Annotated in this window: 20 protein-coding genes; 7 read left to right on the top strand and 13 right to left on the bottom strand. The window is 58.1% G+C overall.

Going from position 1 to position 21,166, the window contains the following annotated elements; genetic code table 11:
- The 3 genes from hisD to NWQ23_RS10280 all read right to left on the bottom strand — a co-directional run bounded on the left by hisD (position 1) and on the right by NWQ23_RS10280 (position 2,918).
- Positions 1-1,311: a histidinol dehydrogenase gene (hisD, locus tag NWQ23_RS10270; RefSeq protein WP_306166239.1), complete on the bottom strand. Its 1,311-nt coding sequence runs from the start codon at positions 1,309-1,311 to the stop codon at positions 1-3.
- 63 nt (positions 1,312-1,374) lie between these two features.
- Positions 1,375-1,869, bottom strand: coding sequence for an ester cyclase (locus tag NWQ23_RS10275; RefSeq protein WP_306166242.1), 495 nt, complete (start codon positions 1,867-1,869; stop codon positions 1,375-1,377).
- Positions 1,866-2,918 (bottom strand): ABC transporter ATP-binding protein, encoded by a 1,053-nt coding sequence (locus tag NWQ23_RS10280; RefSeq protein ID WP_306166244.1) that lies wholly within the window; start codon positions 2,916-2,918, stop codon positions 1,866-1,868. The genes NWQ23_RS10275 and NWQ23_RS10280 overlap by 4 nt, the downstream gene beginning before the upstream one ends.
- Positions 2,919-3,146: 228 nt before the next feature.
- Here NWQ23_RS10280 and NWQ23_RS10285 point away from each other — a divergent pair, with 228 nt between their 5' ends.
- Genes NWQ23_RS10285 through NWQ23_RS10300 form a run of 4 tightly spaced genes read left to right on the top strand, consistent with a single transcriptional unit; the run spans position 3,147 to position 7,336 of the window.
- A complete protein-coding gene (locus NWQ23_RS10285; protein WP_306166245.1) occupies positions 3,147-4,376 on the top strand; it encodes an ABC transporter substrate-binding protein in 1,230 nt (409 codons plus the stop codon).
- A gap of 57 nt (positions 4,377-4,433) precedes the next feature.
- Positions 4,434-5,459 carry a carbohydrate ABC transporter permease gene (locus NWQ23_RS10290; RefSeq protein ID WP_306166247.1) on the top strand — a complete coding sequence of 342 codons (1,026 nt, stop codon included), beginning with the start codon at positions 4,434-4,436 and terminating at the stop codon, positions 5,457-5,459.
- 4 nt (positions 5,460-5,463) lie between these two features.
- On the top strand, positions 5,464-6,342 hold the full coding sequence (locus NWQ23_RS10295; RefSeq protein ID WP_306166249.1) for a carbohydrate ABC transporter permease: 879 nt from the start codon (positions 5,464-5,466) through the stop codon (positions 6,340-6,342).
- A 4-nt stretch (positions 6,343-6,346) separates the two neighbouring features.
- Positions 6,347-7,336 carry a nuclear transport factor 2 family protein gene (locus NWQ23_RS10300; RefSeq protein WP_306166250.1) on the top strand — a complete coding sequence of 330 codons (990 nt, stop codon included), beginning with the start codon at positions 6,347-6,349 and terminating at the stop codon, positions 7,334-7,336.
- 55 nt (positions 7,337-7,391) lie between these two features.
- Here NWQ23_RS10300 and NWQ23_RS10305 read toward each other — a convergent pair whose 3' ends face one another.
- From NWQ23_RS10305 to coxB, 9 genes are all read right to left on the bottom strand, one after another.
- Complete coding sequence (locus NWQ23_RS10305; RefSeq protein WP_306166252.1) at positions 7,392-7,976, bottom strand: GNAT family N-acetyltransferase; 585 nt, start codon at positions 7,974-7,976, stop codon at positions 7,392-7,394.
- Entirely contained in the window at positions 7,976-9,244 is a 1,269-nt protein-coding gene (locus NWQ23_RS10310; RefSeq protein ID WP_306166254.1) for a pitrilysin family protein, read from the bottom strand. Before NWQ23_RS10310 ends, NWQ23_RS10305 begins: the two co-directional genes overlap by 1 nt.
- Complete coding sequence (thrC, locus tag NWQ23_RS10315) at positions 9,241-10,626, bottom strand: threonine synthase (RefSeq protein WP_306166305.1); 1,386 nt, start codon at positions 10,624-10,626, stop codon at positions 9,241-9,243. Before thrC ends, NWQ23_RS10310 begins: the two co-directional genes overlap by 4 nt.
- Before the next feature lie 5 nt (positions 10,627-10,631).
- Complete coding sequence (locus tag NWQ23_RS10320; protein WP_306166255.1) at positions 10,632-11,309, bottom strand: SURF1 family protein; 678 nt, start codon at positions 11,307-11,309, stop codon at positions 10,632-10,634.
- Between the two features lie 93 nt (positions 11,310-11,402).
- The gene (locus NWQ23_RS10325) at positions 11,403-12,212 is read right to left on the bottom strand and encodes a cytochrome c oxidase subunit 3 (protein WP_306166257.1); all 810 of its coding nucleotides are present in this window, start codon (positions 12,210-12,212) and stop codon (positions 11,403-11,405) included.
- Positions 12,213-12,238: 26 nt separating this feature from the next.
- Positions 12,239-12,853: a cytochrome c oxidase assembly protein gene (locus NWQ23_RS10330; protein ID WP_306166259.1), complete on the bottom strand. Its 615-nt coding sequence runs from the start codon at positions 12,851-12,853 to the stop codon at positions 12,239-12,241.
- The gene (locus tag NWQ23_RS10335; RefSeq protein ID WP_306166260.1) at positions 12,850-13,053 is read right to left on the bottom strand and encodes a hypothetical protein; all 204 of its coding nucleotides are present in this window, start codon (positions 13,051-13,053) and stop codon (positions 12,850-12,852) included. Before NWQ23_RS10335 ends, NWQ23_RS10330 begins: the two co-directional genes overlap by 4 nt.
- Positions 13,050-13,985: a heme o synthase gene (cyoE, locus tag NWQ23_RS10340; RefSeq protein WP_306166261.1), complete on the bottom strand. Its 936-nt coding sequence runs from the start codon at positions 13,983-13,985 to the stop codon at positions 13,050-13,052. Before cyoE ends, NWQ23_RS10335 begins: the two co-directional genes overlap by 4 nt.
- A gap of 87 nt (positions 13,986-14,072) precedes the next feature.
- Positions 14,073-14,897, bottom strand: coding sequence for a cytochrome c oxidase subunit II (coxB, locus tag NWQ23_RS10345; RefSeq protein ID WP_306166263.1), 825 nt, complete (start codon positions 14,895-14,897; stop codon positions 14,073-14,075).
- 181 nt (positions 14,898-15,078) lie between these two features.
- On the opposite strand from coxB, the gene tldD reads away from it, so the two are divergent.
- Positions 15,079-16,500 carry a metalloprotease TldD gene (gene tldD, locus NWQ23_RS10350; RefSeq protein WP_306166264.1) on the top strand — a complete coding sequence of 474 codons (1,422 nt, stop codon included), beginning with the start codon at positions 15,079-15,081 and terminating at the stop codon, positions 16,498-16,500.
- 24 nt (positions 16,501-16,524) lie between these two features.
- Here tldD and NWQ23_RS10355 read toward each other — a convergent pair whose 3' ends face one another.
- Entirely contained in the window at positions 16,525-16,953 is a 429-nt protein-coding gene (locus NWQ23_RS10355) for a hypothetical protein (RefSeq protein WP_306166266.1), read from the bottom strand.
- A gap of 292 nt (positions 16,954-17,245) precedes the next feature.
- Here NWQ23_RS10355 and dprA point away from each other — a divergent pair, with 292 nt between their 5' ends.
- Positions 17,246-18,373 carry a DNA-processing protein DprA gene (gene dprA / locus NWQ23_RS10360; protein ID WP_306166268.1) on the top strand — a complete coding sequence of 376 codons (1,128 nt, stop codon included), beginning with the start codon at positions 17,246-17,248 and terminating at the stop codon, positions 18,371-18,373.
- 105 nt (positions 18,374-18,478) lie between these two features.
- Positions 18,479-21,073, top strand: a complete 2,595-nt coding sequence (gene topA / locus NWQ23_RS10365; protein ID WP_306166270.1) for a type I DNA topoisomerase — start codon at positions 18,479-18,481, stop codon at positions 21,071-21,073.
- Positions 21,074-21,166 lie beyond the last annotated feature (93 nt).

Raw genomic sequence — 21,166 nt, forward strand, 5'->3', positions numbered from 1 at the left:
TTACTCTGCCGCCGTACCATAGGCCACGTTCTTGCCGCCATACCGGCGCACGCGGATATTGCATTGCTCTGCGTGGCCCACGAACCCTTCGAGCATACACAACCGCGAGCCATATTCACCGACAAGGGCCGCCGCTTCATCGGTCAGGATTTTCTGATAGCTGTGCGTCTTGAGGAACTTTCCGACCCAAAGACCGCCAGTATAGCGCCCGGCCTTCTTGGTTGGGAGCGTATGGTTTGTCCCGATCACCTTGTCGCCATTCGCCACATTGGTCCGCGCCCCGAGGAACAGCGCGCCATAGCAGGTCATATGCTCCAAGAACCAATCGTCGCGGTCGGTCATGACCTGCACATGCTCAGAGGCGATATCATCGGCAACGGCCAGCATTTCGTCATAGGTATCGCAAAGGATGACCTCACCGTAATCAGCCCAAGAGGTTCGCGCGGTTTCGGCGGTCGGCAGAATAGCAAGGATCCGGTCGATCTCGGCCAATGTTGCCTTGGCCAGCTTTTCGGAATTTGTGACCAGAACAGCGGGCGAATTGTACCCGTGTTCGGCCTGCCCCAGCAGGTCGGTTGCGCAAAGTTCGGCATCCACAGTGTCGTCAGCGATCACCATGGTTTCGGTCGGGCCAGCAAACAGGTCGATCCCGACGCGGCCAAACAACTGGCGCTTGGCTTCCGCGACAAAGGCATTGCCTGGACCCACGATCATATGCACCGGTTCGATCGTTTCGGTGCCCAGCGCCATCGCTCCCACCGCCTGCATGCCGCCCATCACGTAAATCTCGTGCGCACCGCCCAACTGCATGGCCGCGACAATCGCGGGATGCGGCGCACCGTTCTGTGGCGGGGCCGCTGCGATGATGCGCGGCACGCCCGCGACCGAGGCTGTCAGGACAGACATATGGGCCGAGGCGACCATAGGGAATTTGCCACCGGGCACATAGCAGCCGACCGATTGCACAGGGATATTCTTGTGACCAAGGATCACACCGGGCAGGGTTTCCACTTCGATATCCGTCATCGAGGCGCGCTGCGCCTGCGCAAAGCCCCTGATCTGGTTCTGCGCAAAGCGGATATCATCCATATCACGGGCCGATACTTTTGACATAGCAGCTTCGATCTCGGAGGGGCTGAGCCGGAAGCTGGGCGGATCGTATTTGTCAAACTTGACGGAAAGTTCGCGGACAGCGGCATCGCCGCGCGCACCGATATCGGCCAGCGTTGTTTCCACGACTGCGCGGACTTTCGCATCGTCTTCGTCCCGCTCGGCCTGCGCCTTGCCGGTTTTCAAGTAAGTGACCGTCATTTCGTTTCCTCCGCGTCCCGGATATCTTGCGGGACTTGTTCCTTTCGTGGCGTCACTCTGGCATTAATCCGGATGCGCTGGTGTGGCAGTTCCGTTGTCGTAACTTTCCCACCCTTGTCCGCCAAAAACATCGACCCCCAGTTGCATCATGACCGATGCAAAGTCGACCGATACAGGATTGTCGGCAATCCGCCCATCCTCGATCCGCCAGAAATCCATATACGGGATCCTGACCCGCTTGCCCGTGGCAGGAATGCCCATGAAGGTGCCAGAATGCGTCGCTTCGATATGTCCGAAACAAGAGGCCCAGGCACCATCAGCCATGAAATGTTCAGTGATATAGTCCCTGTCAGTGAAAGCGGCACGCAAGGGAAACTGCCAGTTGCGCTGAAACTCCGCGATGCCTTTCTTGGTGCCGCAGCCCTGATTGCCGCGCCACAGGAAATCGGGCGTGAAATAGGGTGTCATATCCATTTCACCCGCAGCAAGTCCGGCTTCCATGCGTTTGACCGCAGCAAGCGAGGCCGCAGTTTGGCTGGCGTGGTCTGGAGTGTTCATTTGCTCAGCCTTTGCCCTGTGTCCTTGTCGAAGAGATGGCAAATCGCGGCAGGGATATGCGCATGGACGGGATCGTCAATTTCGACACGGTAGTCCTTGCCCGATTTCACCGACACGATTGTGCCGCCGATCCGCATCGTGACCATTGTGGCCTCGCCCAGCAGTTCCAGTGAATAGACTTTGGAATTCGCCTCGGCAGGACCAGTAGCAACACTGGCATCCTCTGCGCGAAAACCGAGTGTGACAGGACCGTTATGCTGTGACGGCAGGCCGGACACGGTGATCTTGTCTGCGGTGAAGGTGCCACCCGAAATCTGCCCATCGACCAGATTCATCGCTGGCGAGCCGATAAATCCCGCCACAAAAGTGTTGGCGGGATTGTCATAAATGTCGGTAGGGGTGCCGACCTGTTGCACCACGCCTTTGCTCATCACCACGACACGATCAGCAAGGGTCATGGCCTCGATCTGATCGTGCGTGACATAGATTGTCGTGACCTTGAGTTCGTGGCTCAGATTCTTGATCTGCGCGCGGGTGGAAACCCGCAGCTTTGCGTCAAGGTTCGACAGGGGTTCGTCCATCAAGAACACATTGGGTTCGCGCACGATCGCGCGGGCCAAGGCCACACGTTGTCGCTGCCCGCCCGACAATTCCGCAGGCTTGCGGTGCAGAAACTCGTCCAGTTCGACCATCGCTGACGCGCGCATGACCCGCTCTTTGTGTTCGGACTGCGGAACGCCGCGCACTTTGAGCGGAAAGCGGATATTGTCGTAGACGTTCAGGTTGGGATAAAGCGCGTAGCTTTGAAACACCATCGCCACATCGCGATCTTTTGGATCAAGATCGTTAACACGCTTGCCATCAATCAGAATATCACCGCCCGATGCATCCTCGAGCCCCGCGATCATCCGCATCGTTGTGGTCTTGCCGCAACCCGAGGGCCCCAGCAGCACCAGAAATTCCTGATCGGCAATGGTCAGATCGAACCCTTCAACCCCGACAAAGGAGCCCCAGCGTTTGGATACATTGCGCAGCTGAATTTCGGCCATCGGACGCCCCTTGCATACGTTTGCAAAAACTTTCGCCTGATTCCTAATCTCTCGCAAGGGCTAAAGCGGCGAATGCATAAATCTTTGGCATTTCACGGCAAAATGCTTGCGTCATGATAGACCTTCGCGGTTAAATTGCAAACGTATGCAAAACCGTCGCGATTCGCAGATGGTAGAAAATCAGACCGGTCAAAACCGGACCATGAGAACAACTGGGAGGTTCTTGAAATGAATATCTTGAAATCGGCTTTGCTGGGAACTGCGGTTGCAGCCTTGACGGCCACCGGTGCTTTGGCTTGCGAGGCCACAGGCCGCGTCAGCATCATTGGCAATGAATTCCCCGCGATCCAGACGGTCGCCGCAAATGCCGGTGCCTGCACAGGGATCGACTTTTCCTCGAACCTGACGGCTGACCACCAGACGCTGAACGTTGCCGGCATGTCGGGCAACCCCGCCGAATATACAACGGCCATTGTTGCGAACTCGTCCATCGTGGCGCTGATCAACGAAGACGTCATTCGCCCGCTGGACGATCTGGTTGCAACCTATGGCGCCGACATTCCCGCCCGCCAGTTGATCACCGTCGATGGTCAGATCATGGCCGTAGCGTTCATGGCCAACGCGCAGCACCTGGTCTATCGCGGTGACGTGCTTGAACAGGTCGGCCTCGATGTGCCGACCTCCTATGAAGAAGTCCTTGCCGCTGCCGAGGCGATCCGCGCTGCTGGCATTATGGAGTATCCGGTCGGTGGGGCCTATGCGGCCGGTTGGAACCTCGCGCAGGAATTCATCAATATGTATATCGGCACCGGTGGTGAATTCTTTGTGCCAGGGACTGCACAGGTCAGCATTAACAACGCACAAGGCGTTGAAGCGCTGGAGATGATGAAAGCGCTGACAGAATACATGAACCCCGATTTCCTCACCCACGACAGCAACGCAACATCCGCTGAATGGGAGGCAGGAAACGTTGCCCTCATGAATATGTGGGGCAGCCGGACAGGCGTGCTGATGGACGCAGAGGGCTCCGAGCCCGTCGTCTATGAGAACACAATGGTTTCTGGCCCACTCACCGTTGGTGATAGCGGCACGCCTGCAACGACTCTTTGGTGGGACGGCTGGACCGTCGCCAAGAATATCAGCGATGAAGACGCCGCTGCGACTTTCATTGCGATGGCCAATGGCGTATCGCCCGCAATCCTGGATGATGCGACAATGGGACAGGCTGTCTGGCTGATGGAAGGCTATACGCCGGCCCCCGTGAACGAAGGCGTCTTGGCCTCTGTTGCTGCAGGCTCCACCCCTTACCCGATGCGGCCGTATCAGGGTTTGTTGCACACAGCGCTGGGTGACAATATCGCCGACTTCCTGCAAGGCAACGAAAGCGCAGAGCAGGCGCTGGCCGACATCGAAGCAGCCTATACTGCTGCCGCGATTGAAAAAGGGTTCCTGCAGTAAGGACCTTCGGGGAAGGCGCATGCCGCCTTCCCGCTCCGCCAGTTCGGGACAAGACATATGAAACATGCTTCATTCTTTTGGTTTGTCCTGCCCTCGTCCCTGATGATGCTTTTGTTCATTGCTTTCCCGATCGTTTCGGTCGTGACGCAATCGCTGTACCAAGCCCACGAACAGGTCATCATCGAGGTCGAGAACTGCGGCCCCTTTGGCTGCACCACCGAAACCGCCGTTGATACGCAAGCAACCGCCGCCCTGCGCGAAGCAGAGCCTTTGGGCCAATGGGCCGGTCTGAACATCTACAAAGACCGCAACCATCTTGCCGTGGACGAGGTGACTGCGGCCTGGGTCAATGCCGACGGGTTACCCGACTTTGGCCGCGCCTTGATGAACCTGCCCTTTTACAAGGCGATGGCCTTTACGCTGACCTATACGGCCGTGGTCACCCCGCTCACGATCATTCTGGGCTTTATCATCGCGATTGCTGTCAATGCCGTCGCCCGCAGTCTGCGCGGGCCGACGATCTTTTTCTCGCTTTTGCCGATGATCGTCACGCCGCTTGTCGGTGCGCTCATCCTGTTCTGGATGGTTGATGCGCGCGGCATTCTGGGCACCGCGCTGCAATGGCTGGCCGATGATCCCAGCCTTTCGGTCAAGGCCTCGACCCCGCTGATGTGGATCATGCTGATGGTCTACGGAGTATGGAGTTCGGCCCCTTTCGCTTTCATCGTCTATTATGCAGGGTTGCAGACGGTGAATACCGACACACTCGAAGCCGCGATGATCGACGGGGCAAGCCGCTGGCAGCGGATCCGCTATGTGGTCATTCCGCATCTGGTTCCGTTGACGACCTTTATCGCGCTGATCCAGCTGATGGATAACTTCCGCGTCTTTGAACCCATCGTCAGTTTCAGCGCACAGGCCCATGCGACCTCGTTGTCTTATGCGATCTTTAACGATCTGGGCGGCGAAACACGGCTGCTGTCCTCTGCCGCTGCAACATCGGTGCTGACAATCATCGGCGTTGCGATCCTTTTGTCCCCCGTTCTTGTGCGCACATGGCGCGAATTCGGCAGCCCGAGGTAAGCCCATGTCAGTTGCCACCCGTCGCTCTCCTGCCGCCAACACACTCGCCTACGGGTTCATCATCATCTGGCTGATCATGGCCGCCTTTCCGTTCCTGTGGACCCTTTGGGGGTCCTTCAAGGTGGAAGGCGATTTCTTTTCCAAGGCCGACTGGGCCAATTCGATCTTTGGCACGCTGACCGTTGTGGAAACAGGGAGCAGCTTTACCGGCGACGGCTATTACGGCGCATGGGTGCAAGAAGAATTCTGGCGCGCGGCGCTGAACACCACAATTGTCTGCGTCTGTGTGGTGACGATCTCGCTGACCTGCGGGACGCTGGGAGGCTATGCCTTGTCACGCTCGACCTACCGTTATGCCTTCTGGTTTCTGATCTGCGCGCTCATGTTTCGGGCGATGCCGCCGATCACCTTGGTGTCCGGCTACCTTTTGCCCTTCTTTGAATGGAACCTCTGGGGGCATCTGAGCACCACGATCATCGTGCTGGTGGCGATCAACCAGCCTTTTACACTGTGGATGCTGCACGCTTTCTTCAAGAACATCCCCAAAGACCTTGACGAAAGCGCCATGGTCGATGGCTGCACCCGTTTCCAGGCTTTCCGCCATGTGATTATTCCGGTGATGTGGCCGGGCGTGATCACGACCGGTTTGTTCAGCTTCCTTTTGGCCTATAATGATTTTGCGGTCACCTCGATGCTGCTGAGCAAGGACAACCAGACGATGGTGCCGAAACTCGCCAGCTTCCTTGGGACGACCCAAACAAAGGGCAACGTGATGTTTGCGGTTTCGGCTGTGGTTTCGGTGACGGCACCGCTTTTCGTGATGATCATTTTCTTCCAGCGCCAGATCGTCTCTGGCCTGACCGCAGGGGCAGTGAAGGGCTAATCAAATGCGCTATCAATCCGAGAAAGCGCTGGTGCGCGCCCATTATGATGCGTTGGCGAAAGCCACGCCAGAGACAGTCGCGCACGCCTTGGGTGAACACACGAGCGCCGATTGGCATTGGCGCGGGATGCATCCCTTTTATGAACAACACGGCGCAAAGGCTGTCGCTGACAGCTTCTGGGCGCCATTCCTGCGTGCGATGACCAATGTCCAGCGGCGGCAGGATATGTTCTTTGCAGGCCACAACGAGATTGATGGCTTCGCGTCCGTCTGGGTCGTGTCGATGGGTCATCTGATGGGGCTCTTCGATGCGCCCTTCATCGGGATCAAACCCAACCGCCGGATCGCGATGCTGCGATATGCGGAGTTCCACAAGGTGGTGGACGGCAAGATCGTCGAGACTGCGCTCTTCTGCGATCTGCTCCATCTGATGCGCCAAGCGGGGCAATACCCGCTGCCGCCGCAGACAGGCATGCATCTGGTCCAGCCCGGACCTGCGACCCATGACGGCCTGCTGTTTCAGGATGCGCCCCAAGACGAGGGCATCACGACTTTGGCGCTGATCAACAGCATGATCGGCGATATCAACGCGCATCAGAAATACGCCACACCACAAGAGGAACTGGCACGCTGCTGGCACGACGATATGCTGTGGTGGGGGCCAGAGGGGATCGGGGCCACCTATACCATCGACCGCTATGTCGAACAGCACCAACGCCCGTTCCGGACCCAGATCAAGGACCGCGTCTTTAACGGCCATATCTGCAGGCTTGCCGAAGGCAATTTTGGCGGGTTCTTCGGTTGGGCCAATCTGACAGTCACGAACGCGGGCGGCTATATGGGCCTGCCAGCGGGCACCCCCGCCGAGATGCGGGTGGTCGATCTTTACCGGCGGGACGGCGACAAGCTGGCGGAAAACTGGATATTTATCGACATGCTGCATTTTCTGTCGATGCAGGGACTGGATGTGCTGGGACGCATGCGGTCCAAGTAATGACATGCAAATTCTCATCGAGAATTTGGAAACAAACTTTCGGTGAAAGTCTGCCCTACCCCACGTCCGTCTTGCCCCGCCTGTCGTGGCGCAGGTTGGCATAAAGGACATGGTTGCGCCAACGTCCGTTGATTTGCAGATAGCTTTGCGCAACGCCCTCGTATTTATAGCCGCATTGTTCAAGCAAGCGCCGTGACGCTGTGTTCTCGGGCAGGCACCCTGCCTCGATCCGGCTAAGGTCCATTACGCTGAACGCATGGTGCACCACGGTCTGGATTGCTTCGCGCATATAGCCCTGCCGCGCAAAAGGTGCACCGATCCAATAGCCTGTGATGCCGGACTGGGCTGGCCCACGCTTGATGTGATCCAAGGTGATCGCCCCGATCAGCGCGTCATCCTCGCGCCGGATCAGAAAAAGCGGCATCGCCGTGCCATTGGCAATCGAGCGTTGCGCCCAATAGACCCGATTGGTGAAAGCCTTGCGCGACAGATGGTCCGGCGCCCAGGTCGGCTCCCAGGGCTTAAGGAAATCGGCACTGTCTTGGCGCAGGGCCGCCCAGGCCCGAAAATCGCCATGTGCCGGTGGCCGCAGGGTCAACCGATCACTGTCCAGCCGAACCTTGCGTTTGCTCCCCAGCATCAGGCAGCGAGCCGGGCTTTCAACGCCTCGAGCGTCGGGGCGGCCTCTGCCGGGCCATAAAGCGCCATGGCCGTGCCCGCCTGCCCTGCCATCTGACCGGCAAAAGCTTTGACATCGCCGGTCGTGACATCATCAATATGCGCAATCGTTTCTTCGATGCTGGGAATACGGTCCCAGATCGAGAGCAGACGCGACAGACGTTCGCCACGATTGGACGGGCTTTCCAGCCCCATCAGCAAACCGGCCTTCATCTGCGCCCGCGCACGGGCGACTTCGGCGGCGGTCATATCGTCGGCGGCGCGCTTCATCTCGTCGATCGTGATATTGGCAAGCTCTGCGATCTGTTCCGCGCTGGTCCCTGCATAGATCGTGGTCAGCCCCGTGTCTTCGTAGGCCCCCGCCTGCGCAAAGATCGTATAACAAAGCCCACGGTTCTCGCGCACCTCTTGGAACAGGCGCGAGGACATCCCACCACCCATCGCACTGGCGTAAATCTGCGCGGTATAGATCGCGGGGTCGCGGTAGGTCGGCCCTTCGAGAGCAAGGGCGAAATGCACCTGCTCCAGCGCTTTGTTCTCGCGCCGTTCGCCGCCACCAAAGCGGGCAGGTTGCAGCAGTTCAGGCGCGCGCGGCACGGCAGGCAGATGACCGAACAAAGCTTCGGCCTGACGCACGATGGCGTCGTGATCAATCGCCCCGGCCGCAGAGAGGATCATCTGGTTCGGGCCATAGTGTTCAGCCACGAAGCCTTGCAAATCGGCTCGGTTGAAGGCGCTGACCCGATCGGCCGGACCAAGGATCGTGCGGCCAAGCGCCTGATCAGGATAGGCCACCTCTTGCAGCCAATCAAAAATGATGTCGTCCGGCGTATCCATCGCCTGACCGATTTCTTGCAGGATCACGCCACGCTCGACCTCGATCTCGGCAGGGTCAAAGGTGGAATTAAGCAGGATATCCGCAATCACATCGAGGCTCAGCGCCACATCCTCTTGCAGGACCCGCGCGTAATAGGCGGTCATTTCGCGGCTGGTATAGGCGTTCAGATAGCCGCCCACGTCTTCGATGCTTTCGGCGATTTGCAGGGCGCTGCGGGTCTTGGTGCCTTTGAAGGCCATATGTTCCAGAAAATGGGCGATCCCGTTCTCTTCGATCCGTTCATGACGTCCGCCAACTTGCACCCAAATCCCGATGCTGGCGGATTTCAGGCCCGGCATATTCTCGGTTACGATGCGAAAGCCGTTCGCCAGCGTATGCAGTTCAATCGTCAATGCGTTATCCGTTCCTTGATGACGGCTTGGATCGCCGCCAGATCGTTCGCCACCCGTGTGACACGCTCTGGTCGGTCATACAGGTCCGCCATGCGCGGGGGAAGAGGGGCCGCAACGCCGGATGCCGCTTTCACAGCATCGGGGAATTTTGCGGGATGGGCTGTGGCCAATGTGACCATCGGCGTCGTGCCCAAATAGGCCTCGGCGACATGGACGCCAACAGCCGTATGCGGGCAGAGCAATTCGCCGTGCCTTGCCAGATATGTCTTGATGGCAGCGCTGGTTTCTTCTTCCGAGGCGCGGCCCGATTTGAAGGTGTCCTTCAGCATCTGATAGGCCCCCTGACTGATCTGGAATCCCCCTTTTTTGAGGTCCTCCATCTGGGCGGCAACAGCAGCCCCGTCGCGCCCATAGGCATCGAACAGGGCGCGCTCAAAATTAGAGCTGACCTGAATATCCATCGAAGGGCTGATCGTGGGTTCCACACCTTCCTTGGTATAGGCGCCCGTTTGCAGCGTGCGGTGCAGAATGTCGTTGCGGTTGGTGGCGACCACCAGATCGGCGATGGGCAGACCCATTTGCTTGGCGATATAGCCTGCAAAAATATCACCGAAGTTGCCCGTGGGCACGGTAAAGCTGACCTCACGGTGAGGTGCGCCAAGCGAGACTGCGGCGGTAAAGTAATAGACCACCTGTGCCAGCACCCGCCCCCAGTTGATAGAGTTGACGCCAGCCAGCTTCACATCCTCGCGGAAGGCGAAATCGTTGAACATGTCTTTGACTGCTGCCTGACAGTCATCGAAATCACCATCCACCGCCAGCGCATGCACATTGCCTTCGGTGGGCGTGGTCATCTGGCGGCGCTGTACTTCGGAGACCCGACCATGCGGATACATGATAAAGACATCAACGGCCTTGAGGCCACGAAAAGCCTCGATCGCGGCAGAGCCGGTGTCGCCAGAGGTGGCACCCACGATGGTCACACGGCTGCCCGAGCGGGTCAGCGCCGCCTGAAACATCTGCCCGATCAATTGCATGGCAAAGTCTTTGAAGGCCAGCGTGGGGCCGTGGAAAAGCTCGAGCAGGTAGTGGTTGCTATCAAGCTGCACCAAAGGCGCGCGCGCGGCATGTCCAAAGCCTGCGTAGGCTTGATCAATCAACTTGCGGAATTCCGCATCGGTGAAGGTATCGCCGATGAAGGGGCGCATCACATCAAAGGCGACCTCTTCATAGGATTTCCCTGCCATATCAGCGATTTGCGCATGGGCAAGGGTGGGTACCTCTTGCGGCACATAAAGCCCACCGTCACGGGCCAGCCCTGTCAGCATCGCCTCTTCAAAGGTCAGAACCGGGGCAGTTCCACGGGTCGAGATATAGCGCATGGGGCTCAGGCGTCCTTTGGGCGTATGGTGCGAGCTATCAAGAACAGGGTCATAATCGCCCAGACCAGTGCCAGCAAGAACCATGTGACCGCATATTCGAAATGGTCGTTCTTGATAGTGGCTGTATTCACGGGCAACGGGGTCAGGCGCGGGTCTGCGGGGACAGTGGTGGTCGTGACGACCATCAGCGGCAGGGTTTCCAAGGACGCCGACATCGTGTCGATATTGCGCGCAAACCAGATATTTGCAGCCAGATCAGGGGCTGGCGTGTTGCTGTTCTGGTCATCGGGCCAAAGCAGCGTGCCCGTGATTTCCATCGGGGCCGACAGCGGGGCTGCCTGTTTGGCATCCAGTGCCAAGAGCCCTTGATCGACGAGAATCGGGCCAAGCGGCGTGTCGACTTTGGAAATGACGCGGTAGCCTGTGCCGGCTTCAGTCCCCGAAACCAGCACATGCAGTTCCTCTCCGGTAGGTGTGCCGGTCAGGGTCACGCGCGTGTACTCATCTGCGGCTTCGGTCACATCAAGGGAAAGCGGGACAGGCGCGGCGGACAGGCGGCTGTTGATGTCGGCAAGGATGCCTTCTTTCCACGCCAAACGCTCGACCTGCCACAGGCCAAGGCTGACCAGCACGCCGCAGCCAGCCACGCCAAGGATCAAAGGAAAGAGTATCTTACGCAGCATTTTGCGCCTTTGACGGTCAAAACGCGCGGGATTGCCCCCGCGCGTCTGTATTCAGGTGGGGTGGATCAAGATCCACCTTACGGATGATGCCGCTTAGATGCCCCAGATATAGACAGCGAAGAACAGGAACAGCCAGACCACGTCAACAAAGTGCCAGTACCATGCTGCGGCTTCGAAACCGACGTGACGCTCTGGTGTAAAGTGCCCTGCCCGCGCCCGCAAGTAGCAGACAAAAAGGAAGATCGTTCCGATGATCACGTGGAAACCGTGAAAGCCTGTGGCCATGAAGAAGTTCGAGAAGAACTTGTCACCACCGAATGTCCAGTCCTGCGCGACCAGCAAGTACCAGTATTCATAGGCCTGCAGCCCTGTAAACGCGATCCCCAGAACCACAGCCAAAAGCAAACCGTGCTCAAGGTCTTTGCGATTGTTTTCGTGTACCAGTGCGTGGTGCGCCCAAGTGACGGCCATGCCGGAACACAAAAGGATCAGAGTATTCATCAGCGGCAGGTGGAAGGCGTCAACCTGATAGAACTCTGGCGGCACATAGGAGGTGCCGACATATTCGTTCATCGGATAGATCGTGTGCTTGAAGAATGACCAGAACCATGCAGCAAAGAACATGACCTCGGACATGATGAACATGATGAAGCCATAGCGCAGACCGATCCGCACGACAGGCGTGTGGTCGCCGGCATTGCTTTCGGCAACGACCTCGGACCACCACGCGAACATGACGTAAAGCACCATCGCAAGGCCGATCAGGAACATGTACGGGCCGCCGCCATGATTTGGCATCCACAAGACGGCCCCGAAAAGCATGATAAACGCGCCCAGACCGCCCATGAATGGCCAAATTGACGGTGGCAGAATGTGAAAATCGTGGTTTTTTGCGTGCGCCATGTGGTGCGTTCCCTATCGGCTTGTCGTTAGTTCGTTTCTATGCCGCCTTGCGGCGCGGTTGTCAAAGTCTCGGGGGCCAGTGCGGCCTGGATTTCTTCCTCGGGGAGGTCGATCTGGTAGAAGGTGTAGCTTAGCGTAATCGTATGCACGAACTTGCCTTCGCGATCATCAACGATAGCAGGATCAACAAAGAAGCTGACTGGCATCATCACTGTCTCGCCGGGCATCAGAACTTGCTCTGTAAAGCAGAAGCACTCGATTTTATCAAAGAAGACGCCTGCTTCGTAGGGTGTGACGTTATAAGCGGCTTGACCCGCAACAGGCACATCCAGCGGATTATGTGCCTCGTAGAAGGCCAGTCCGGTTTCCCCGATCCTGATTTCCATCTCGCGCACTTCAGGTTTGAAAGTCCACGGCATGTCCCTTTCGAGCGAGGCATCAAAGCGGACCTTGATCGTCTGGTCGAGAATCACATCGCTGCCGGTTTCGGCGACATTCGTGGCGCCGCCAAAGCCTGTGACCCGGCAAAACCAGTCATAGAAAGGGACCGAGGCCCATGCGAGCCCACCCATGAAAACAACGACTGAAACCGTTTGCGCGACGGTTCTTTGAGGTCCTTGGAGCTTGGGAAAAAGTGTCATTCGCTTGCACTTTCCTGCGGGATCAACTGGGGCCGAACCACGTGATCGAACTTTTCAAACTGGGCCGCGTCTCCCAGTTGCAAGACCTTCACCACGGTCAGCCCGAAGATAATCGCGATAAAAGACAGCAAGATCAGCCCAAGGCCATAGTTGCGGCCTTTGCGGCGCTCGTGCAGTTCATGCTCGACTTGCAAAGTCATGACCATCCTCCGATGCCATAAAGACGCAGCACCGCTTCGACCAAGAGTGCGCCGAAGTGTGCAAACAGATAATAAAGCGAGACCTTGAAGACCTTGATCTCGACCTTGTGCCTGTCAGCCTCACAGGCCGCATCGTCGCGCCGCCAGATGTCATAGGCCCCTTTGAGGAACCATGCGTTCATGATCACAGCGACAGCCATATAGAATGGACCGCCAATTGACGTGAACCCCAACCAGATCGCGACCGGCACCAAGAAAAGCGTGTAGACCAGCACATGCTTGCGGGTGGCATCCCGACCATGTGTTTCGGTCAGCATCGGCACGCCTGCGTTGCCGTAGTCAGATTTGACAAACAGGGCCAGCGCCCAGAAATGCGGCGGCGTCCACATGAAGATCAGCGCAAACATCAGGACGGATTCGATGCTCACCCCGCCCGTTGCCACCGCCCAGCCGATCATCGGAGGGAAAGCCCCCGCAGCGCCACCAATGACGATGTTCTGCGGTGTGGCCCGCTTGAGCCACATTGAATAGATCACCGCATAAAAGAAAATTGTGAAAGCGAGCAGGAAAGCCGCCAGAAAGTTGGTGGCAAGGGCCAGCAGGACTGTCGCAAAACCAGAAAGCGCCAAGCCGATGCCCAAGGCTTCGCCCGGCTCTACCCGGCCAGAGGGGATCGGGCGGCCTGCTGTGCGCTTCATCCGCGCATCAATATCGGCATCCCACCACATGTTCAGCGCGCCAGACGCCCCTGCGCCCACGGCGATGCAAAGGATCGCCACGAAGCCGATGAAAGGATGGACCGGAACAGGTGCCGCAAGCAGCCCGACAAGTGCGGTGAACACGACAAGCGACATCACACGCGGTTTGAGCAGGGCAAAGTAATCGCCCATACCTGCCTCGTAGGTTCTGTCGCTTGCGCTGATATCGCTCATTGCAGACCTTATAAAATTGGGCAGGTCACCAAGACCCGCTTTGCAGTGTTAAACAGGCGCAAGGTGGGCCTTGACCCACCTTACCTCTTAGGACGTTCCGATCGCTTCGGCGAGCCAAGCATCATAGGTTTCCTGGCTGACCACTTTCACTGTGATCGGCATATAGGCATGATCTTTGCCGCAAAGTTCAGAGCACTGACCAAAGTAGATGCCCTCGCGCTCTGCCGCGAACCACAGTTCTGCCAGACGACCAGGGACCGCATCTTGCTTCACCCCGAAAGCCGGAATGGTCCAGGAATGGATCACGTCCGCCGCTGTGACCTGCATGACAACCGTCGCACCGATTGGCACAACAACGGCTGTGTCCGTTGCCAGAAGATATTCTGCCTGGCTGTAACCATTCTCTTCAAGCTCGTCGCGTCCCAGCATGTAGCTGTCGAAAGCGACGCCATGATCCACGTATTCATAGCCCCAGTACCACTGATAACCGGTGACCTTGATCGTGATGTCGGCCTCGGGGATTTCCTGCTGTTTGAAAAGCACTGGCAAAGAGAAGGCCCCGATAAACACCAAAATTACGACAGGTACGACTGTCCATGCAATCTCGAGCGGTGAGTTGTGGGTAAAGGTCGCAGGCTCTGGCTGCCGTTTGTGGTTATAACGGATCACTACCCATGCCATCAAAGCCGTCACAAAAAGCGTGATCGCAGTGATGATGATCAGCAGAAGATTGTCCAACCAAACCACATCGCGCGCCAATTCCGTCGCGGCTGGCTGAAAGCCCATCGCGCCGTTCACAGGACGTCCGACAATTTCAAGCTCTTGATTGACGTCTTGTGCAAAGACAGAAGATCCCGCCATCACAAGACCAGCCGTGGCCCAGAGCGAGGTCGCAAAGGTTTTCAAACGCATATCTTACCCTATCATCATTGCGCCGTCTGGCGCGTCTCCCTGGTTCTTCCGCACGGGCTGCGAACGGAATCCCATTGTATTCGTTGGACCGTGTCCCATATCCTGATGAACAACTCAAGAACCGCAGTTGCGTCAAACAGACGCTTTCGCCACAAAATTGACCGCCGTGAAGGAAAAATCCATGTCCACTGATCCATTTCGCCCGTTCGAAACCAATCTGGACCAAGATACCGCGCTTGCGCTCTTGCGCGAGGCGACAGCGGGCGCGGACGACGGAGAGCTGTTTCTGGAACGGCGCAAATCCGAAGTCATTTCCTTTGACGATGGCCGCATCAAGACCGCAAGCTTTGATGCTTCCGAAGGATTCGGCCTGCGCGCCGTGCGCGGCGAGACAGCGGGCTATGCCCATTCCACGACCATCGACGAACATGCCCTCAAGCGCGCGGTCGCTACGGCCCGCCTTGCTGTGGGCGATGGCGGCGGGACGATGGCCGCGGGTCCTGCTGGCACCAATCGCAAGCTTTATTCCGATGACGACCCGATGTTGCAGGCCACGTTCCCTGCAAAGATCGACCTGCTGAAAGAAATTGATGCCTTTGCCCGTGCGCTGGATCCCCGTGTGGTGCAAGTTTCAGCAACCATCGCGGCCTCGCATCAAGAGGTGCTGATCCTGCGCCCCGAAGGCACTTTGGTGACAGATACCCGCCCGATGTCCCGACTGAACATCAGTGTCATCGTCGAAGAGAACGGCAAGCGGGAAAGCGGCGGCATGGGTGGCGGCGGCCGAGCTGGCCTCATCGGCTTGATCGGCCGTGACCATTGGGAGCCTGTCACCCGCGAAGCTTTGCGCATTGCCTTGGTCAATCTGGATGCAGAGCCTGCACCTGCAGGCGTGATGGATGTGGTCCTTGGCCCCGGCTGGCCGGGCATCTTGTTACACGAAGCGATCGGTCACGGGCTGGAGGGTGATTTCAACCGCAAAGGCTCCAGCGCTTTTGCTGGATTGATGGGCCAGCAGATTGCGGCCAAAGGCGTAACCGTGCTGGATGACGGCACGATCCCGGATCGGCGCGGCTCGATCACCGTGGATGATGAGGGCACGCCCAGCGCCAAGAACACACTGATCGAGGACGGTGTTCTGGTGGGTTATATGCAAGACCGCCAGAACGCCCGATTGATGGGTGTGGCACCCACAGGCAACGGTCGCCGCGAAAGCTTTGCCCATGCGCCGATGCCGCGCATGACCAATACCTATATGCTGGCGGGCGATACCGCCCCAGAGGCTTTGGTTGCCGACCTCAAGGACGGGATCTATGCAGTCGGGTTTGGTGGTGGGCAGGTCGATATCACCAACGGCAAATTCGTGTTCAGTTGCACAGAGGCCTACCGTGTCAAGAACGGTGTCATCGGTGCGCCTGTGAAGGGGGCGACGTTGATTGGCGACGGCGCGACAGCGCTGAAGCAGATCCGCGGGATCGGCAATGATCTGGCCCTTGATCCTGGCATTGGAAACTGCGGCAAGGCCGGGCAATGGGTTCCGGTTGGTGTCGGCCAGCCCAGCCTGCTGATCGGCGGGCTAACGGTTGGCGGTGCTGCGGCATAGGTCCATAGGTGGAAGCCCAGCCACTTAGGGCAGGGTTTCAGGTGGCATACCAATGGCCATGGCAGACCCGTTGGAAAGGTGGAACAAACAGCGTGCCGCGACAAGCTGGTAGGCGCGCTTTTCCCAGCCGTCTTCGTCTTGAAAAAGGCGTCTGCGCCACGCGCCTTCAATTTCGGCTTGCAGTCTGATCCCATCAAGATCGGGGACTGGCAGCTGGCTTTGCACCGCAGCCTTGTAGGCGCGGGTCTTGAGGTCATTGAGTTCCTGCACAAGCGGCTTGGTCTCACGGACGCGCCGCCCCGCAAACAAAACTTCTGCGCGCAGATTTGCCTTAACAAAACACCGGATAATGATATCGCCACGCCGATTGAAATTGATCACGGGCACCAAGTCGAGACGCACTGTGCAAATCTGGGTCTTGAACAGGCCAGCATCCTCGTATTGAGGGGTCACGTCCTTAGGATCTTTCCGTGCCTGCTGCAGTACATGCTTCAAATGAAATACTTTGGGACTGGCACCCAACTCCTCTGATGTGCTGTCTTCAAACTTCTTCGGTCCTAAATCACAAAGACCTAAGAAATCATTGAGAACAGAGCGGCGGCGGGATGCTGGTGGCGATGCCGAATGCACCGCCAAAACGGTCTTTTGAAAGGTTCCAGTTTTTTTGAAAAGGCGCGGATTCTGGTTACGACTCGTTAACCTCGATCTTCTAAGCCTGTCGTAGCAATATGGCGGAGCTCACAGGATGACCGGAAACAACACATCTTCCACTCACCCCCAACTCCCCCCCACCACGGAAGAGGATACGGTCAACCGGCTCCGCCTATTGCGATCACGTCGGGTTGGCGTGGCGACCTATCATCGGCTGATCGCAGAACATGGCACTGCGGCGGACGCGCTGCGCGCCCTGCCGCTGATCGCGCAGGCGGCAGGCGTTTCTGACTATACGGTCTGCCCCGAAGGCGTAGCACTTGCAGAGCTGAAGGCGGGCAAATCCGCAGGTGCCCGTCTGCTGATCGCGGGCACTCCGGACTATCCTGCGTCGCTGGCGCAGATCGATGACGCGCCGCCCATGTTGTGGGTAATGGGCAAGGTCAGCCTCCTGCAGCGCCCTATCATCGCGCTTGTGGGCGCGCGTAATGCCTCATCTCTTGGAACGCGCATGGCCAAACGTCTGGCCGAGGATTTGTCTTTGGCGGGCTATGCCGTTGTATCCGGCCTCGCGCGCGGCATTGATGCGGCAGCGCATCTTGGTGCACTGACGCATGGCACCATTGCGGTGCAGGCGGGCGGTGTCGATGTCATCTATCCGTCGGAGAATGCGCAACTGGCGCATGATATCGCAAAATCCGGCTTGCGCTTGTCGGAAATGCCGATGGGCCTGCAGCCGCAAGCGCGCCATTTTCCGGCACGGAACAGGATCATCTCGGGTCTGGCGCAAGCTGTTGTCGTGGTCGAGGCTGCGGCCAAGTCAGGTAGCCTGATCACCGCGCGCAATGCCCTTGATCAGGCGCGCGATGTTCTGGCAGTCCCCGGACATCCTTTTGATGCGCGCGCGTCGGGCTGCAACATGCTGATCCGCGACGGTGCGACATTGGTGCGCAATGCCGCCGATATTATTGAAACCCTGCAACCTGTCGCTGAACAAGAACCGACGCTTGACGTTGTCGTGCCGCAAACCCGCGGTTTGCGGGACACAGCAGCACTCCATTCCGAGATTCTGGCGCGGCTTGGGCCTGCGCCCATCGCCGAAGACCAGCTTTTGCGCGACATCAAGGCCAGCGCGATGGACGTGGGTCCGGTGCTCGTTGACCTTGAACTGGATGGTAAAATCATACGGCAGGCCGGTGGTTTGCTGGCCCGCGCGATCTGAAATCGACCTGCATTTTTGCAAAGATTTTTCCCCTCATTGACATTCCGATGACAGACGCCACATCTTGCCCGACTTAAGGAACCGTATTTTCTGTAAAGGATTCTCATGCCCGTCGTTGTTGTCGAATCCCCCGCTAAGGCTAAGAAAATAAACGGATACCTTGGCAGCAACTACACTGTTCTGGCGTCTTATGGGCATGTCCGTGACCTGCCTCCGAAAGATGGATCGGTCCTTCCCGACGACGATTTCGACATGAAATGGGAGATCGCGGCAGACAGTAAAAAGCATATCAAGGCCATTGTTGACGCGCTGAAAAACGACAACGAACTGATCCTTGCCACCGACCCCGACCGCGAGGGCGAGGCGATTTCCTGGCACCTGACAGAGGCGCTCTTGGCCAAGAAGGCGATCAAGAAAGACACGCCCGTCAGCCGCGTCGTTTTTAACGCGATCACCAAGGCTGCCGTGACCGACGCGATGAAGAATCCCCGTCAGGTGGACCAGCCATTGGTCGAGGCTTACCTTGCCCGCCGCGCACTGGATTACCTTGTCGGCTTTAACCTGTCCCCTGTCCTCTGGCGCAAACTGCCGGGTGCCAAATCGGCGGGCCGTGTGCAATCGGTCTGTCTGCGCATCATCGTCGAGCGCGAGATGGAAATCGAAGCCTTCCGCAATCAGGAATACTGGACCGTCAAGGCCCTGCTGCAATCCGCACGCGGCCAGACCTTCGAGGCACGGCTGACAACGCTGGCTGGCAAGAAGCTGGACAAATTCGACCTTGCAAACGCAACACAGGCCGAAATGGCCGTTCAGGCCATCAATTCGCGCGATCTGGTGATCACTTCGGTCGAGGCGAAACCTGCGACGCGGAACCCTTCGCCGCCCTTCATGACCTCGACCTTGCAACAAGAGGCAAGCCGCAAGTTCGGCATGGGTGCCAAACAGACCATGTCCGTGGCCCAGCGCCTTTATGAGGCCGGTCTGATCACCTACATGCGGACCGACGGGATCGATATGGCCCCCGAGGCCGTGACAGCGACCCGCGATGCGATCACCGCAAAGTTTGGCGCCAAGTATCTGCCCGATCAGCCGCGCATGTATAAAAACAAAGCCAAGAACGCGCAGGAAGCGCACGAATGTATCCGCCCGACGGAAATGGACGTCAGCACCGAGGAGGCTAAGATCTCGGACGCGGACCAGCGCAAGCTTTATGACCTGATCTACAAACGCACCATGGCCAGCCAGATGGCCGCCGCCAGCTTTGAGCGTACTGTCGTAGATATCGCCAGCAAAGATGAGCAGGTGATCCTGCGCGCCAACGGGCAGGTCATGGTCTTTGACGGCTTTATCGCGATCTACGAAGAGGGCAAGGACGACAGCGTCGTTGATGATGACGACAAGCGTCTGCCGCAACTGGCCGAGGGCGAGAAAGCAGAGAAGAAATCGGTTGATCCAGAACAGCACTTTACCCAGCCCCCGCCCCGCTATACCGAGGCGACGCTGGTCAAGCGCATGGAAGAACTGGGCATTGGCCGCCCGTCCACCTATGCCTCTATCGTCACGACCATTCAGGACCGTGGCTATGTCGAGAAAGACAAGAACCGCCTGATCCCGCAGGATAAAGGGCGGCTCGTGACCGCCTTTCTGACCAATTATTTCCAGAAATATATCGGCTATGATTTTACCGCCGATCTGGAAAACCAGTTGGATGAGGTCAGCGCTGGCGACGCTGACTATAAGAAAGTGCTTGGCCAGTTCTGGCGCGATTTTTCAGCGGCGATTGCGGAAACCGCCGATTTGCGCATCACCGAGGTGCTTGAGAAAATCAACGAAGTGCTGGAGCCGCATCTGTTCCCGCCCACCGAAGACGGCAGCGATCCGCGCCTTTGCCCCAACTGCGGTGCTGGGCGTTTGTCGATGCGCACAGCCCGGTCAGGTGGCGCGTTCATCGGCTGCTCGAATTACCCCGAGTGCAAATACACCCGCCCCTTCGGCCCTCCCAACCCAGAGGCAGAGGCGTCCGCCATTCCGCCAGAAGGGAAATTGCTGGGGGTGGATTCGGGCGATGAGATTCGCATCTTCAAGGGCCGTTTTGGGCCATTTGCCCAGCGCGGTGCTGTGACGGACGAGAACAAAAAGCCCCCGCGCCAGAGCATCCCCGCCGATTGGGAACCAGAAGAGGTAACGCTGGAACAGGCTGTCAGGCTACTGTTGCTGCCGCGCGAAATTGGGCCTCACCCCGAGGATGGCGTGGCAGTCTGGGCCAACATCGGGCGTTATGGACCTTATCTCAAACATGCGGCAAGCACCTCGGATCGGGGCGGCACGAACGCGAACCTAGAAAGTATTGACGAGGTTTGGACTGTTGGGATGAACCGTGCCGTGCAGCTTCTGGCGGAAAAAGTCGCATCACGCGGTGCGCGCGGCAAGGCCGCTGCTCCGATCCGCGCATTGGGCGAACACCCAGAAGCAGGCGGCCCCGTCAATATCTATGACGGCAAATACGGTCCTTACGTGAAGTGGGAAAAGATCAACGCGACGATCCCCGATACGATCGCACCGGACGATCTGACCTTGGCGCAGGCTGTGCATCTGATTGATGAACGGGCCGAAAAAGCGGGAAAGAAAAAGCCCGCTGGCAAAAAGGCCCCCGCAAAGAAAGCCGCAGCCAAGAAGAAACCGGCCGCCAAGAAAGCGTGACACCGGGGGCGGGGATTGCCTTGCTTTCATTGGTCCCGTCACTGTCCCGCTGCAATGCGGCAATTTATTGACTCTGTTACGGTTGGACGCCAC

Source organism: Yoonia sp. (assembly GCF_030731595.1).
GTDB lineage: Bacteria > Pseudomonadota > Alphaproteobacteria > Rhodobacterales > Rhodobacteraceae > Yoonia.